General features: G+C 70.9%; 12 protein-coding genes and 2 pseudogenes. 4 read left to right on the top strand and 10 right to left on the bottom strand.

Annotated features, from left to right (window positions below; genetic code table 11):
• Positions 1-100 precede the first annotated feature (100 nt).
• The 6 genes and pseudogenes from gap to OG303_RS48665 all read right to left on the bottom strand — a co-directional run.
• Positions 101-1,129, bottom strand: a complete 1,029-nt coding sequence (gap, locus tag OG303_RS48690) for a type I glyceraldehyde-3-phosphate dehydrogenase (RefSeq protein ID WP_405876472.1) — start codon at positions 1,127-1,129, stop codon at positions 101-103.
• A 123-nt stretch (positions 1,130-1,252) separates the two neighbouring features.
• Positions 1,253-1,801: pseudogene (locus tag OG303_RS48685) on the bottom strand (LuxR C-terminal-related transcriptional regulator); the annotation flags it as partial.
• Between the two features lie 391 nt (positions 1,802-2,192).
• Positions 2,193-3,104 (bottom strand): universal stress protein, encoded by a 912-nt coding sequence (locus OG303_RS48680; RefSeq protein ID WP_405876471.1) that lies wholly within the window; start codon positions 3,102-3,104, stop codon positions 2,193-2,195.
• Positions 3,105-3,318: 214 nt separating this feature from the next.
• Complete coding sequence (gene pflA / locus OG303_RS48675) at positions 3,319-4,050, bottom strand: pyruvate formate-lyase-activating protein (RefSeq protein ID WP_405876470.1); 732 nt, start codon at positions 4,048-4,050, stop codon at positions 3,319-3,321.
• Positions 4,051-4,055: 5 nt separating this feature from the next.
• Complete coding sequence (pflB, locus tag OG303_RS48670; RefSeq protein ID WP_405876469.1) at positions 4,056-6,314, bottom strand: formate C-acetyltransferase; 2,259 nt, start codon at positions 6,312-6,314, stop codon at positions 4,056-4,058.
• Positions 6,315-6,481: 167 nt separating this feature from the next.
• Positions 6,482-7,033, bottom strand: a pseudogene (locus tag OG303_RS48665) (carbamate kinase); the annotation flags it as partial.
• Between the two features lie 426 nt (positions 7,034-7,459).
• Between OG303_RS48665 and OG303_RS48660 the strand changes: the two are divergent.
• A complete protein-coding gene (locus tag OG303_RS48660; protein ID WP_405877855.1) occupies positions 7,460-7,747 on the top strand; it encodes an SHOCT domain-containing protein in 288 nt (95 codons plus the stop codon).
• 47 nt (positions 7,748-7,794) lie between these two features.
• Here OG303_RS48660 and OG303_RS48655 read toward each other — a convergent pair whose 3' ends face one another.
• Positions 7,795-8,790 carry an Acg family FMN-binding oxidoreductase gene (locus OG303_RS48655; protein WP_405876468.1) on the bottom strand — a complete coding sequence of 332 codons (996 nt, stop codon included), beginning with the start codon at positions 8,788-8,790 and terminating at the stop codon, positions 7,795-7,797.
• 538 nt (positions 8,791-9,328) lie between these two features.
• On the opposite strand from OG303_RS48655, the gene OG303_RS48650 reads away from it, so the two are divergent.
• The 3 genes from OG303_RS48650 (at position 9,329) to OG303_RS48640 (ending at position 12,709) form a co-directional block, all read left to right on the top strand.
• Positions 9,329-10,543, top strand: coding sequence for a globin domain-containing protein (locus OG303_RS48650; protein ID WP_405876467.1), 1,215 nt, complete (start codon positions 9,329-9,331; stop codon positions 10,541-10,543).
• 32 nt (positions 10,544-10,575) lie between these two features.
• Entirely contained in the window at positions 10,576-10,953 is a 378-nt protein-coding gene (locus tag OG303_RS48645) for a hypothetical protein (RefSeq protein WP_405876466.1), read from the top strand.
• A gap of 136 nt (positions 10,954-11,089) precedes the next feature.
• Positions 11,090-12,709, top strand: a complete 1,620-nt coding sequence (locus tag OG303_RS48640; protein ID WP_405876465.1) for an oleate hydratase — start codon at positions 11,090-11,092, stop codon at positions 12,707-12,709.
• Between the two features lie 220 nt (positions 12,710-12,929).
• Here OG303_RS48640 and OG303_RS48635 read toward each other — a convergent pair whose 3' ends face one another.
• The 3 genes from OG303_RS48635 to OG303_RS48625 form a co-directional block, all read right to left on the bottom strand.
• Positions 12,930-13,370 (bottom strand): pyridoxamine 5'-phosphate oxidase family protein, encoded by a 441-nt coding sequence (locus OG303_RS48635; protein ID WP_405876464.1) that lies wholly within the window; start codon positions 13,368-13,370, stop codon positions 12,930-12,932.
• Positions 13,371-13,482: 112 nt separating this feature from the next.
• A complete protein-coding gene (locus tag OG303_RS48630) occupies positions 13,483-14,157 on the bottom strand; it encodes a helix-turn-helix domain-containing protein (RefSeq protein ID WP_405876463.1) in 675 nt (224 codons plus the stop codon).
• 231 nt (positions 14,158-14,388) lie between these two features.
• Entirely contained in the window at positions 14,389-15,015 is a 627-nt protein-coding gene (locus tag OG303_RS48625) for a hypothetical protein (protein ID WP_405876462.1), read from the bottom strand.
• Between the last annotated feature and the right edge of the window lie 119 nt (positions 15,016-15,134).

Here is a 15,134-nt window from a genome sequence, read left to right as displayed (position 1 = left end):
TGCTGCGCCGACGGCCGAGCACGTCGGTCATGTGCCACGGTAACGGTCCAGCGCAGAGGACGGTATGGGATCCGGCGGGTCCGCGGGCGTCGGTCGCCGGTCAGCCGCGCGGCAGCCGGGCGGCGACGTACTCGGTGAGGTCGAGCAGGCGGTTGGTGTAGCCCCACTCGTTGTCGTACCAGCCGAAGACCTTGACCAGGTTGCCGTGCGCCTGGGTCAGCGGCGCGTCCAGGACGCACGAGGCCGGGTCGCCGACCACGTCGCGGGAGACGATCGGTGCGTCGGAGACTCGCAGGACGCCCTTCAGCGGCCCGTCCGCGGCCTCCCGGAAGGCGGCGTTGACCTCGTCCGCGGTCACGTCCCGTTCGAGAACCACGCACAGGTCGGTCAGTGAACCGTCCTCCACGGGCACCCGTACGGCGATGCCGTCCAGGGTGCCTGCAAGCTCCGGCAGGACCAGGCCGACGGCCCGGGCTGCCCCGGTGCTGGTGGGGATGATGTTGACAGCGGCGCTGCGGCCGCGGCGCAGGTCCTTGTGCGGGCCGTCCAGGACCACCTGGTCGTTGGTGTAACCGTGAATGGTGGTCATCAGACCCTTGACGAGGCCGAAGTGCTCGTCGAGCACCTTCACCATGGGCGCCACGCAGTTGGTGGTGCAGGAGGCGTTGGAGACGACGTGGTCCTTCGCCGGGTCGTACGCGCCTTCGTTGACGCCCATCACGATGGTGGCGTCGACACCCTTGCCCGGCACGGACAGCAGCACCTTGCGGGCGCCGGCCTTCAGGTGCAGGCCGGCCTGCTCACGGGTGCGGAAGCGGCCGGTCGACTCGATGACGACGTCCACACCCGTCTCGCCCCAGGCCAGCGCAGCCGGGTCGCGTTCGGCGGTCACGACGATGCGGTGACCGTCTACGGTGATCGATTCGTCGTCGTGCTCGACAGTGCGGCCGATGCGGCCGTACGTCGAGTCGTACTCCAGCAGATGGGCCAGGGCCGCAGGCGAGGTGATGTCGTTGAGAGCCACGACCTCGACCGGTGTGCCGGTGCCGTTCTCCGCGCGCTCCAGCACACAGCGCAGGTAGTTGCGTCCGATACGGCCGAAGCCATTGATGCCCACGCGCACACTCATGTCGTCGTCCTCCCGATCCCGGCCCCGGCAGTGTCCGGGGGTCCGCAAGCCAGCCTGCGGGCGGCGGAGCGGGCGGGGCTTGGGCCGTACGGGGGCGAGCCCGGGGGACGTTCGGCCCGGGTTTCAGGGCCCTTCCCGCCGAAGCCGGTCCTGGGCCTGGGTGGCGATGACGGCGGCCTGGATGCGCCGCTCCACACCGAGCTTGGCCAGCAGACGGGAGATGTAGTTCGTCACCGTCTTCTCCGCGAGGAAGAGCCGCCGGCCGATCTGGCGGTTGGTCAGGCCTTCGCCGATCAGGGCCAGGATGTCCCGCTCCCGGTCGGTCAGGCCGGGCAGTACGTCCGGTTCCTCGTCCTGCTGCTGACCGCTGCGCAGACGGGCCATCAGTCTCGTGGTGGCGCTCAGGTCGAGCAGCGACTGGCCCGCAGCCACCGTGCGCACGGCCGACACCAGGTCGGACTTCTGGATCTGCTGGAGGACGTACCGGGGCGCTCCCGCCATGATCGAGTCCAGCAGGGCCTCCTCTTCGTCGAACGAGGTCAGCATCAGGCAGGCCAGGTCGGGCATGCGCGAGCGCAGTTCCCGGCAGACGCTCACCCCGTCGCCGTCGGGCAGGCGCACGTCGAGCACCGCCGCCTGCGGGCGCAGCGCCGGAACACGCACCAGCCTTCCAGTACCCGTCCGCCTCGCGCACACGCCGGTTCCACTCGCGCCGGACCTCGCCCGCACTCCGAGGGCCCCCTCCGGCAGGAACCAACGGCCCCGGAACGACCCCCACCGGCCCTCGCCCGAGCTGCAGTTCGACGGCCACGCTGGGCCTGGGCCCAAGTCTGCGCGTTCAGCGCCACGGACCGAAGGAGTTGATCGTCATGACAACCCCGGCGGGCACACTGGACCGTCCTGTGCGCGTGAACGCGGTGCTCGACACGCATCTGTACCGGTGGCTGTGGCTGGCGAAGTGGATCCTGGTCATCCCTCACTACGTAGTGCTGTTCTTCCTCTGGATCGCCTTCACGGTGGTGAACGTGATCGCGTTCTTCAGCAGGCTTCTTGAGCGCGTACGTCAATCGCGCGGGACCACCGCAACCGGCGCGGAGGCGTGCTGCAGTGCCGCGTGCGTCACCGGTCCGATGTGCCCTCCGAGCGCCCGGCGGTTTCGTCGCCCGACGACGACCAGGGCCGCGTCCCGGGAGGCGTGCACGAGGTGCCGGCCGGCGCTGCCGACCACGGCCTGCTCGTGCACCTGGACGTCGGGGAACTTGTCCCTCCAGGGCTGCAGCACCTCGGCCAGCCGGTGGCGCACCTGCTCGGCCGGTTCGGCGTCGGGCCCGGAATCGAAAGCCGCGCCATAGCCGTGGGAAGGCGGCGGACTCCAGCCGTGGAGCACCCGCAAGTCCGCCGCGCGGCGCTGGGCCGCCTCGAACGCGAACCTGATGACGACCTCGCCGGGGTTCTCCAGGTCCAGGCCCAGCACGACATCACGGTAGGGCGTGTCGGTGGACGCGGCCCCCGTGCCGTCCGGCAGGTGTTCGTCGGCGGCATGCTCACCGGCGCGTACGAGGACCACGGGCCGCCGGCTGCGGGCCACTGCGGCGAGCGCGACTGAGCCGACCAGGAATCCGGCCACTCCGCCGAGGCCCCGGGACCCGAGGACCAGCAGGTCGGCGTCCTCTGCCGCGGTCAACAGGACGGCGGCGGGCGGTCCAGCGGTCTGCACGGTGGTGATCCGCAGACCGGCGTGGCTCTTGGCGAGCCGGGACTCGGCCTCGCGCAGCATCTGCCCGGCCCATTCGTGCTCCTCTTCGATCGCGGCCGGCGTGAAGCTGCCGGCCAGTGGCACGTAGGCGTGGGGCTGCGGTTCCCAGGCGTGCACCAGACGCAGGGACGCCTCGCGCTGCCGTGCTTCGCGGGCGGCCCAGTCGGCCGCGGCAAGACTCTGGGGTGAGCCGTCGAGACCGACGATGATGGTGGGCATGTGCGGACCTCCTTCAGGGATGCGCTCTCAGTCTCCGGGCCTGGTACGTGGGGCAGGAGGGGCCTGACGTCCCTGCCGGGGACCGAACGGCCCACAGGACGAGAGTTTCTGACGCTCCATCAGTTGCCTGGGACAGGTGTGGTTGCGGGCCCTGGCCCGGTGTCAGGGCCCGCAGCGGACGTCTCCAGGACGCCCGCCTGGAGTGCGCGGCACGTCACACGGCCCGCAGGCCGTGCTCCCGGAACTGCCGGCGCACCCGTTCGGTGAGGTTCCGGTCCGGTACGGGTGCGTTGCGCAGCGGGAAGTCGAGGCCGAGCGCGTCGTACTTGTGGGCGCCGAGTTTGTGGAACGGCAGGACGTCGACGCGTTCGATGTTGGGCAGGGCGGACAGGAAGGTACCGAGCCCGTCGACGGCGGTCTCGTCATCGGTCCAGCCGGGCACCAGGACATAGCGGATCCACACGGGGATGCCGAGCCGGCTGAGGCGGGTGGCGAAGCTGAGGGTGGGAGCGAGTGCGCCGCCGGTCAGCTTCTTGTAGGTGGTGATGTTGAAGGACTTGATGTCGAGCAGCACCAGATCGGTGTCGCCGAGGAGTTCGTCGGTGGCGCGGGCACCGAGGAAGCCGGAGGTGTCCAGGGCAGTGTGCAGTCCGGCCTCCTTGCAGCGGCGCAGCACGGCGGCGGTGAAGGCGGGCTGGAGCAGTGGTTCACCGCCCGTGAGGGTGACCCCTCCCCCGGCCGTGGTGACGAAGCCCCGGTACTTCTCGATCTCCGCCATTACGGCGTCGGCCGTGGTCTCCTGTCCGTCCCGCATGTGCCAGGTGTCGGGGTTGGCGCAGTACAGGCAGCGCAGCGGGCAGCCACTGACGAAGAGCACGAACCGTGTCCCGGGACCGTCCACGCCGGTGGACAGGTCCCAGGAGTGGATGCGTCCGGTCGCCGACATCGCCGTCACAGCGATCCGTGGAAGGTGCGGCTGATCACGTCGAGCTGCTGTTCGCGGGTGAGGCGGACGAAGTTGACCGCGTACCCCGAGACCCGGATCGTCAGGTCCGGGTAGTTCTCCGGGTGCTCCATGGCGTCCTGAAGGGTCGCCCGGTCCAGGACGTTCACGTTCATGTGGAAGCCGCCGGCCGCCGTGTACGCGTCGAGGATGCCGACGAGGTTGCCCGCGCGCTCATCGGCGCAGTGCCCCAGCCCCTCGGGCGTGATCGTTGTAGTCAGCGAGATGCCGTCCCGGGCCTGCTCGTAGGGCAGCTTGGCGACCGAGAGCGCCGAGGCTGCCACCCCGTGCCGGTCGCGGCCGTTCATCGGGTTCGCGCCGGGCGCGAAGGGCTGTCCGGCCCGCCGGCCGTCGGGGGTGTTGCCGGTGTGCTTGCCGTACACGACGTTCGAGGTGATCGTCAGCACCGACTGGGTGTGTTCGGCGTCCCGGTACGTGGGGTGCCTGCGCACCTTCGCCATGAAGGACTCGACGAGTCCGACGGCGAGGGTGTCGGCGCGGGAGTCGTTGTTGCCGTAAGCCGGGTAGTCGCCCTCGATGACATAGTCGACGGCGAGGCCCGACTCGTCGCGGATCACCTTCACCCGCGCGTGCTTCACCGCCGACAGGCTGTCCACCGCGACCGAAAGACCCGCGATGCCGCAGGCCATGAACCGGTGTACGGGGTGGTCGTGGAGTGCCATCTCGATGCGCTCGTAGGCGTACTTGTCGTGCATGTAGTGGATGACGTCGAGGGCGTCGACATACGTCCGGGCGAGCCAGTCCAGCATCCGGTCGTACGCTTCGGACAGCTCGTCATAGGCGAGGTACTCCCCCGTCAGCGCGGCCGCCACGGGTGCGATCTGCTCGCCCGTCATCTCGTCCCGGCCGCCGTTGATCGCGTACAGCAGGGCCTTGGCCAGGTTGACGCGTGCCCCGAAGAACTGCATCTGCCTGCCGACCGTCATGGCCGAGACGCAGCAGGCGATCGCGGTGTCGTCGCCGGTGCGCGGGCGCAGCAGCTCGTCGGACTCGTACTGGACGGCGCTCGTGTCGATGGAGGCCTGGGCGCAGAACTCCTTGAAGCCGTACGGGAGTCGGGGCGACCACAGGACGGTCAGGTTGGGCTCGGGCGCGGGGCCGAGGTTGTAGAGGGTCTGCAGGAAGCGGAAGGAGGTGCGGGTGACCAGCGGGCGGCCGTCATCGCCGATGCCGCCGATCGACTCCGTCACCCAGGTCGGGTCACCGGAGAACAGGGCGTCGTACTCGGGGGTCCGCAGGAACCGTACGATCCGCAGCTTGATCACGAAGTCGTCGATCAGCTCCTGAGCGCCGGTCTCGTCGAGGGTCCCCTCGTCCAGGTCGCGCTGGAGGTAGACGTCGAGGAAGGTGGAGGTGCGGCCCAGCGACATCGCGGCGCCGTTCTGTTCCTTCACGGCGGCGAGATAACCGAGGTAGAGCCACTGCACGGCCTCCTGCGCGGTGGCGGCGGGACGGGAGACGTCACAGCCGTACCCGGCCGCCATCTCCGTCAGTTCGCCCAACGCCCGTGTCTGTTCGGCGAGTTCCTCGCGGTCGCGGATGACGTGCTCGGTCGACGGCTCGGCGTCCAGCAGGGCCCGTTCGGCGCGCTTGGCCTCGATCAGCCGGTCGGTGCCGTAGAGGGCCACTCGCCGGTAGTCGCCGATGATCCGGCCTCGGCCGTAGGCGTCCGGCAGTCCGGTGATGATGCCGGCCCTGCGGGCGGCCCGCATCTCGGGGGTGTACGCGTCGAAGACGCCGGCGTTGTGGGTCTTGCGATAGGTGCCGAAGACCTTCGTGACGAAGGGGTCGGGTTCGTAGCCGTACGCCTTGAGTCCGTTCTCCACCATCCGCAGCCCGCCGTTCGGCATGATGGCGCGCCTGAGCGGGGCGTCGGTCTGCAGGCCGACGATCAGCTCCCGTCCGCGATCGATGTAGCCGGGCGCGTGCGAGGTGATCGTCGACGGAATCGCCGTGTCCACATCCAGGATGCCGCGGCGCCGTTCCTCCGGGAACAGCGCGCTGACGTTCTCCCAGACGGCGCGGGTGCGGTCCGTCGCCCCGGTCAGGAAGGCCGAGTCGCCTTCGTAGGGGGTGTAGTTGGCCTGAATGAAGTCGCGCACGTCGACGTGCTCGCGCCACCGGGTCCCGGCGAAGCCACGCCATGTCTCGGCCGTCCGGGGTCCAGCCGCCACCGTTGCCGTCATCGCCGGTTTCTCCCTCACTCCGCATGGGGTTTGTTCTGCGCTGTCGATGCTCGCTGCTCGCGAGGGCCCCGGGGAGGGGCCCCTCGGAGTGACGATCGGTGCCACCCGTCCCTCCTGGCCGGGCCGTTCGGCCCCGGCGGGCCCTGGGCCATGAAGCCCGGTACTGCTCAGGCTGCCGTGATCTCCGGGCGGACGAGCGTGCCCGACCTGCCGTGCACGATCTCGTACGCCGCGTCGAGGGCGCCGATCGCGGCCAGGCCGCCGGTGCGTTCGACGAACCGGGCGGCCGCGTCGGCCTTGGGGCCCATCGAGCCGGCGGGGAAGCCGCCGCGGCGCAGGTCGGCGGGGGTGGCGTCGAGGACGGGCCGCTGCCTGGGGGTGCCGTAGTCGGCGTAGATGTTCGGGACGTCGGTGAGAATGAGGAGGAAGTCGGCCTTGAGGTCCTCGGCGAGCAGCGCGGCGGTCAGGTCCTTGTCGATGACGGCCTCGACCCCGCTCAGCGCTCCGGTGTCCTTGTCCGCGGTGACGGGGACGCCCCCGCCGCCGGCGCAGATCACCAGCGTGCCGGCGTTGAGCAGTTCGTGGATGGTGTCGGTCTCCAGGATCCGCTCGGGCACGGGCGAAGCGACGACGCGCCGCCATCCGGTGGTGTCCTCGGCGATGCGCCAGCCGCGCTCGCGGGCGAGGGAGCAGGCGGTGGCCCGGGGGTAGACCTGGCCGGTGCCATGGTTGCCATAGCCGCATTGCTTCAACTGCTGATTCTCTCAGGTTCGTTGTACGACACGGGCCGCCTGCTCGTGCCGTCCGAAGACCACCGCTCGACGTGGCCCGGGCTCCGCCCGCGTCGCTCGGCACTCGAGGCGGCCGAGCGCCGACTGGTGGAGCAACGCCTGTGCGGCCGGATCGACGCGGCCTCATACCGGGCGAGGATGCGGTGCCTCGCGGACGGGCAACGACCTCGACGGTCGCGACGGCCACAACCGTGGTCCCGATGACACGACCGGGACCACTGTCCGTCGCCATGGGCAACCCGGCCCCTACACATGCCTGCCCGGCAGCGGGAGCGTGGTAGTGACCGGGCACCCCGGTGCAGCCGTATCCCGACTCCGGTCCCCAATGGTCCTCGTCGTCAGGAAGTGATCACCATGATGTTCTGGTACGACCACCACATGAGCGGCTGGGGGTGGTTCGGGGCATCCCTCGGCATGATCGTCTTCTGGGGGCTGATCATCACCGCCTTCGTGCTGCTCCTGCGCGCCTTCGACCGCCCGCAGCCGACAGGGCCGCACCGCGCGCCCTGGGCACCGCCCACGCAGGCCTCGCCCGAGCAGTTGCTCGCGGAACGCTTCGCGCGCGGCGAGATCGACGAGGAGGAGTACCGGCGCCGTCTGCAGGTGCTCCGCGCCGAGGGCGCCAACCTCACCAAACACTGAGCCCATCACCTGACACCGACCGCGCCGCGGGATCCACCGCGGCGCGGTCACACGATGTCGAGGACGTCGGCCACGGGCCGGCGGGGTGTGGCCGGACCGCGGGGACCGTAGCCGAGGCGCAGCACCATCTGCACCTGGCCGGTGCCCTGCACCGGGTCGCGGGCCAGTCGGCGCAGGTCGATGCTTTCCAGCGGGTGGGAGGTCAGGGAGGTGGCCAGGTCGGCCCGGGTCGCTTCGAGCAGGACGCGCTCCAGAGCCTGTCCGGCGCGCAGCCAGTCGACGGGCCCGTCGCCGGAGGTGCTCAGCAGGGCCAGGTGAGGCGTGTGCTCGAAGACGGTGCTGCCGCGGTCGGCCACCGCCCGGCGGGCCGCGAAGTCCCGCAGGGGAGCCTTGCCGTCCCGTTTGCGCGGCCCGAACGCGTACTCGGGGACGCCGTCGACGGCGGTGTCCGCCTCCGGTCCCAGCCGCGTCCAGCGCTCGAGGTCCTTGCGCATATCGGCGTCCAGCGCGTCACGGCTCTCCGCGTCGTGGGCGAGGTCGAGCAACGTCTCGACGTGCCAGGGACGGGCGAAGAGCAGCACGCCGCCCTCCGCGGCCGCGGCTCGCTGCAGCCCGGCCTGTACGTCTTCCGGGACGTCCTTCTCCGCGAAGGGGTGACGGCTGGTGTGCCGCTCCCTGATCGCGGGGTGCAGCCGAACGAGATCGTCCTCCACGCCCGGCTTTCCGGCGGGGCCGGCCAGCTGGACGGCGGCCATCAGCAACGGGTCCCCCGGCTCGGGCAGGAGCCGCGTCTGCGCGCCCAGACCCGCGTGGGCGGCGGCCACGCGCAGATTGAACAGGGCCGCACCGCAGCCGATGTGCAGCGCCCGGTTGTCGGGGTCGGAGGCGGGCATGGCCCGCTCCAGGTCGGCGCGCAGCAGGAGGAGGCGCTCGGCGGTTTCGAAGCGGAAGCGCCAGGGCTGCGCGTTGTGCATGGACGGGGCTGCCGTGGCCTCGGCGACCAGCGCGATCACCGTGCTCTCGTCGAGCTGTGGCTGTTGCATCGCGTCCTCCTCACTCCGGACACCTGCCGAGCTCAACATGCCGGCGCCCTCGGTGCAAGGCGCCGACCGGCCCCCGGTCGGGGCCGGTCGCCCCTCTCCCGCGCCGTCCCGACGCGTGATCATTGAGTTGGGCGCGGACGCCGGGCACGGATCCGCAAGGGGCTCCCCCGTCCCCACCGGAAAACGGCGCCCGCGCTTGGGGGACGGCCTCATGCGGGGCCGCGGCCGTACGGGTCGTCGGCCGCGTGCTCGCACGATGCGCACCCGCGCGAGCACGTCCCCCGCTCCCCCGCCCGGCGCCTCGCGGGGCGGCAGCCCGACAGGACAGGGCCGAGAGGAGATCATCGCGATGCCGTACGGCCCCGGGGTCCGAGCAGGCAGTTGGGCCGATGCTCCCGAGAACGTGGGCCGTCCGGCCCCTCTTCGGCCCACGGCCCCGAACGGACCCGGAACACGAGCGGATGACTGCTACACAGAACGCCGACGCCTGCATTCGACGCGGCGTCCTTTCCCACCCACCCCCTTTCCGGGAGGTTCCATGCTGTCCGCAGAATCCGCCGCCGTGGTGCGTGCCACCCTGCCCGCCGTGGCCGCAGCGCTCGACGAGATCACGACGCGCTTCTACGGCGCGATGTTCCGGGACCGGCCGGAACTGCTCGACGGAATGTTCAACCGCGGCAACCAGGCAAGCGGCGCCCAACGGCGCGCCCTGGCCGGATCGATCGCGGGGTTCGCGAGCGCGCTGCTGGCGGATCCGGACAGCCGCCCGGACACGCTGCTGGACCGGATCGCGAACAAGCACACGGCTGTCGGGGTCACCGACGACCAGTACACGATCGTGCACAAGTACCTGTTCGGCGCGATAGCAGAGGTGCTCGGTGACGCGGTGACCCCGGAGGTGGCGGCCGCCTGGGACGAGGTGTACTGGCTGATGGCCGGCGCCCTGATCGGCCGGGAGGCCCGCCTGTACCAGGACGCGGGCGTCGAGCCGGGCGAGATCTGGCGGCAATGGACAGTGGTCGAGCGCCGTACCGAGACCCCGGACACGGTGTCCTTCGTGCTCCGCCCGGCGGACGGCCGGCCGGCGCCGCGGGCACGGGCGGGCCAGTACGTGAGCGTGCGGGTGCGCATGGCCGACGGAGTGCGCCAGCTGCGTCAGTACAGCCTGTCCTCGGACCCGGGCAGGGACCTGCGGCGCATCACCGTGAAGCGGGTCGCCGGCACGGACGGCGCACCGGACGGCGAGGTCTCCGAGCTGCTGCACGACCAGGTCCGCGAAGGACACGAACTGACCCTCTCCGCGCCGTTCGGCGACGTCTTCCTCGACGACCCGGCAGGCACCACCGACCCCCTGGTGCTGGTCTCGGCGGGCATCGGCAGCACCCCCATGACGGGCATCCTGGCCCACCTCGAAGCCATCGGCTCGACCCGCCCGGTGCTGGTCCTGCACGCCGACCGCTCCCCCGCCGACCACGCACTGCGCATCGAGACGCGCGAACTGATCGAGCAACTCCCCGGCGCCCGCGCCGAGTTCTGGTACGAGCACCCCGGGCCCGAGGAACCGCGTGCCCACAAAGGCCTGATGGACCTCAACGAGGTCGAACTGCCGGACGCCACCACGGTGTTCCTGTGCGGACCACTGCCCTTCATGCGGGATGTCCGCGGACAGCTGCTGGGCGCCGGGGTTCCGGCACGGCACATCCGGTACGAGGTCTTCGGACCCGACCTGTGGCGGCCCGGCACGGCGGCCTGAACGCCATCGCACCTTCAACGAAAGGGACCACGATGACCAGAGACAACACGGAGGCCACCCCCACGGTGCGGCTACGCTCCGACGGCGCGGTGGACCAGGAGACCCTGGCGTACGCCCGCACGAAGATCGACGCCGTCGTGGGCCGGCCGGGACTGCCCACCGTCTCCGGCGAGGTGCGCATCGTGCGAGCAGCCGCTCACCACGCAGAACGCCCCTGGTCGGCTGTGGCCGACCTGCACGTCGGCACTCGGCAGGTGGTCGTCGTCGCCGAGGAGGCCTCCGGCCGGGCGGTCGTCGACCAGCTCCAGGACCGCCTGCGCCGCCAGATCGAGAAGGCCGCCCACGCCTGGGACGACGGCCACCGGACGGCGGCCCCGCCGTGGCGAGGCGGCGATCGGCGATCGGTCTGAAACCCAAGTGCGCACAGGCCCGGTCGGTGACGGGACCGGGCCTCCGTCTTGCCCCCAACCCACCGTGCCGCCCGGGCCGTTCGGACCATGCAGGTGACCAACGGCCCACTGACGGCGTCCGCGCCCGCAGGAAACCGTGGGCCGTGCGGTTCCCGATCGACGGACGAAGACGAGGAGTTGTGTGATGGCGAAGGCCTATCTGGTGGGCAGCGGGATCGCGGCGCTGGCTGCGGCCACGTTCCTGATCCGTGACGGTGGGTTCGACGGAGCGGACATCCACCTCTTCGAGGAACAGCGGCAGATCGGCGGCAGCCTGGACGCGGGTGGCACGGCGGGCGCCGGCTACACCATGCGGGGCGGGCGGATGTTCGAGGCCGAGTTCCGCTGCACCTACGACCTGCTTTCCGGCATCCCCTCACTCGACGACCCGTCGGTGTCCGTGACGGAGGAAATCCTGGCCGGGCACGAGGACTTCGCCTGGAACGACATCGCACGCCTCGTCGACGGGGACGGCAAGATCGTCGACACGACGTCAATGGGATTCTCCGAGCGGGACCGGCTGGAACTGGTCCGGTGTCTGGCAACACCGGAGGGACACCTGGACGGCAAGCGGATCACGGACTGTTTCGGCGAGCACTTCTTCACCACGAGCTTCTGGTTCATGTGGTGCACCACGTTCGCCTTCCAGCCCTGGCACAGCGCGATCGAGTTCCACCGCTACCTGCGACGGTTCATCCACCTCTTCCCCGAGTTCGCCTCGATGTCGGGCATCCACCGGACCCGCTACAACCAGTACGACTCGATCGTGCGGCCCCTGACGGCCTGGCTGCGCGCACGCGGCGTCACCGTGCACACCGGCTGCCGCGTCACCGACCTGAAGTTCACGCCCGGGCCCCACAGCGGCACGGTCGAGACCCTGTACGTGACGCGGAGCGGCCGCGACGAGAAGATCGCCGTGGCCCCCGAAGACCTGGTCCTCGTCACGAACGGCTCCATGACCGACGCCTCCAGCCTCGGCTCACACACCGCCGCGCCGCCCCCGCCCTCACACCGCTCGGACGCGTGGCTGCTGTGGCACCGAATCGCCCGTGGGCGCGAGGAGTTCGGCAACCCGGCCGCCTTCGACAAGCACGTCAAAGAGTCCCGCTGGGAGTCGTTCACGGTCACCACCAAGGATCCTGCCTTCCTCGACGCGCTGGCCGAGTTCAGCGGCCGCGAGACCGGCAAGGGCGGGCTGATGACCTTCACCGAGTCGAACTGGCTGCTCACCGTCGTAGCCAACCGCCAGCCCGTCTACCGCGACCAGCCCGAGGGCGTCGCGGTCTGGTGGGGCTACGGCCTGTTCCCCGGCCGTGCGGGCAACCAGACGCCCAAGCCGATGACGATGTGCTCCGGCCGGGAGATCCTCGAAGAGGTCCTGCACCATCTGCGGTTCGACGAGGCGCTCACGGCGCGTGTCCTGCGGACCTCCACCGTCGTGCCCTGTGTGATGCCGTACATCACGAGCCAGTTCCTGGTCCGGCGCCGCGAGGACCGGCCCCATGTGGTGCCGGAGGGGTCGGTCAACCTGGCCTTCATCGGCCAGTTCGCGGAGGTGCCCGACGACGTGGTCTTCACCGTCGAGTACTCGGTGCGCACCGCCTGGACGGCGGTCGCCCGGCTGCTCCGTCTCGACCGGCAGCCTCCGGCGGTCTACAAGGGCCATCACGACCCCCACGTGCTGGCCGCGGCACTGGAGACCATGCACCGCCGGTAGCCGGACGAAACGACCAACCGCGACGCGGTGATGCTGCTCGGCGGTTGCGCCTGGCAGAAAACGGCCGCGGCATCTACCCCTCCGTCACTCGCCGAAGCGGCCTGGCCAACATGTGCACTCGCGTCGAGAACCTCGGCGGCACCCTCACTCTGACACCCCGTCAGCCCGGCGCCACCCTCGTGGAACCGAGGGTGCCGCCGGGCACGGACCAGTGATGATGTCAGGACGACAGGTCCACCCCGTAGAGACTGTGTCCGCCCACGAGTTCGCGGCCGGTGACCAGTTCGGGCTCGATGCTGACGAAGACCTCCTCGGGCGAGGGTGCCCACGAGCGCGGGCCGGTCCGGAGCAGGCGCTGGTGCTCGTCCGGATCGGTCACCACTGTCGCCGATCCGGTGACGACTACGCTCCAGCCGGAGTGGGCGACCGCATCGACCTCGTCGACCTCGAAGGCGACCACCACGCCGTCGACCGCGCGGACCAGCTCCGAGGCCGCCGAGGTGCGCAACACGACAGCGCCGTCGGCGTCCACGCAGTAGTTGACGGGCAGCACCGCGGGCAGTGCGTGACGGGTGTGCACGATACGGCCGACGGGCGCCTTCGCCAGCAGACGCAGGCATTCCTGCCGTTCGAGTTCGCGGAAACCGTCGTTCGGGTACATGGGCCTGCCCGTCTCTCACCTGGGTACAGCTGGAGCGTTGTCTCCATCTTCCGCCGGGCGAGGGCCTGCGATGAGGGCCAAGGGTCCCGGACGGGCCGGAGAACGTCCCGGGTCACACCATGATGCGGCGTCCGGTGACAACGAGGGGATCGATGCGCACCCACTGGTCGCGGTGCCCGCCCGCCCACGGTGCGCTGCGCGCCCGATCGGCGAGGCGGCGTATGTCTTCGGGGTCCGTCACGGTCCGGGCGTGGCCCCGCACCAGCACGCTCCAGCCCCGGCTGAACGCGTCGTCGATGTGGTCGACCTCGAAGGCGACCTGGCAGCCGGACGCCTGCGCAGGGGTGGAGCCGGACTCGGTCCGGAAGACGATCGCGCCGTCGACGACGCTGTAGTTGACGGGCACGACGACGGGCCCGGAGGCGGTGGGCACCGCGATCCGCCCCACGCCGTGCGTCGAGAGCAGGGCCCGGCACTCCGGGACGCTCAGCTCTCCGATGCCGGGGCTGCGGGCGGCCTGTCCCAGTCCGCGCGGCAGCTCGGTGTCGCCGCCGGTGAGGTCCCGCAGGGTGGTGCCCAGGACCGCGGCAAGTCTGAGGAGGACGCCTCGCCCCGGTGCGGCACCGGGGCGCTCCTCGAGGTACTGGAGGTAGCCCGGTGCCATGCCTGCCCGGGTGGCCGTCTCCCTCCGGGTCAGGCCGAGTTCTGTGCGGCGGGTGGCGATACGGCGCCCGAGATCGCCGAGCGGAGGTCCCTCCGCTGCCTGGGACGGTGCCTGTTTCCTCATGGCCCGTCACTTCCTCCCGTTTGGTCGGTCGCCGACTCGGCGCCCGGATTGCACCTCGGATCCAGCGTGTCCGGCTTGGGCTGGGTGCGCTTGGGCCGGTCGGCCCCCGGAGCACGGCCGGACGGCACCAGCGGGTCCGGGACTCCGCCCTGCTCCCACACAGGAAGAAGGCCGGGGCACCGCCGCAGCGCTGCGGCGGTGCCCCGGTCCGGGACGGTCGGCACTGTGAGGTCAGAGCAGCCAGCGGTTGCGGCTGACGAAGGGCAGGCGTGCCCAGATCCTGCCCAGTCCCCAGACGGCGCCGGCGCCCGCGGCCGCGAGGGCGATGAGGACGACGGCGTAGATGAGGTGGTAGTCGGCGAACGGGTTGGTCGACATGCTCGGCGACCCGTCGGACAGGTGCTTGGCGGGCGGCCACTCGGCCACCCACATCAGCGCCATCATCGCGGTGCCGGCCACGGCCGCGAACCGCAGACCGATGCCCGCGATCAGGGCGACGCCGATGCCGAGCAGTCCGAGCATGAACAGCCAGTCCGCCCAGCCGGCCCCGGCCCAGTCGTGGAAGGTGGACTCCATCGGCCCTGCGGCGACCGAGCCGAGGAAGCCCTTGGTCGGCGAGCCGCCGTCGATCCAGCCCTTGCCGGACGGGGTGGCATAGCCGAAGCCGAAGGTCTTGTCGAGGAAGGCCCACAGGAAGACGAACCCGGTCAGGACCCGGAGCCCGGCGAGGACGTGTGCGCTGGTCGCCGTCATGACGAGGGCGGCGGTTCCGTCGGCGGGCCGCTGGGCCGCCCCGGCCTTGCGCACGGACGGCATGTGGAAGCGCACGTGCCGGTGGGGCTGTTCGTGAACTGCCATGATGTTCATCCCTTTCAAGGGGTGCCGCGCTGGATATTGATCGCTCGTTGCGCTTTTAATGTCCCGCTTCGTCAACCGGCCTCGCAGGGGCTGCGCGGCCCGCACTCAGGGCCGAACGT

The sequence above is a fragment of the Streptomyces sp. NBC_00005 genome (assembly GCF_045160215.1).
GTDB lineage: Bacteria > Actinomycetota > Actinomycetes > Streptomycetales > Streptomycetaceae > Streptomyces.
Note: the sequence above shows the minus strand (reverse complement) of the source record. Positions and strands in the feature narration are given on the sequence as shown.

Excerpts from the sequence above, each read along its gene's own strand:
- gap (WP_405876472.1), bottom strand. The coding sequence starts at position 1,129 with ATGAGTGTGCGCGTGGGCATCAATGGCTTCGGCCGTATCGGACGCAAC.
- OG303_RS48680 (WP_405876471.1), bottom strand. The coding sequence starts at position 3,104 with ATGCCCACCATCATCGTCGGTCTCGACGGCTCACCCCAGAGTCTTGCC.
- pflA (WP_405876470.1), bottom strand. The coding sequence starts at position 4,050 with ATGTCGGCGACCGGACGCATCCACTCCTGGGACCTGTCCACCGGCGTG.
- pflB (WP_405876469.1), bottom strand. The coding sequence starts at position 6,314 with ATGACGGCAACGGTGGCGGCTGGACCCCGGACGGCCGAGACATGGCGT.
- OG303_RS48660 (WP_405877855.1), top strand. The coding sequence starts at position 7,460 with ATGATGTTCTGGTACGACCACCACATGAGCGGCTGGGGGTGGTTCGGG.
- OG303_RS48655 (WP_405876468.1), bottom strand. The coding sequence starts at position 8,790 with ATGCAACAGCCACAGCTCGACGAGAGCACGGTGATCGCGCTGGTCGCC.
- OG303_RS48650 (WP_405876467.1), top strand. The coding sequence starts at position 9,329 with ATGCTGTCCGCAGAATCCGCCGCCGTGGTGCGTGCCACCCTGCCCGCC.
- OG303_RS48645 (WP_405876466.1), top strand. The coding sequence starts at position 10,576 with ATGACCAGAGACAACACGGAGGCCACCCCCACGGTGCGGCTACGCTCC.
- OG303_RS48635 (WP_405876464.1), bottom strand. The coding sequence starts at position 13,370 with ATGTACCCGAACGACGGTTTCCGCGAACTCGAACGGCAGGAATGCCTG.
- OG303_RS48630 (WP_405876463.1), bottom strand. The coding sequence starts at position 14,157 with ATGAGGAAACAGGCACCGTCCCAGGCAGCGGAGGGACCTCCGCTCGGC.
- OG303_RS48625 (WP_405876462.1), bottom strand. The coding sequence starts at position 15,015 with ATGGCAGTTCACGAACAGCCCCACCGGCACGTGCGCTTCCACATGCCG.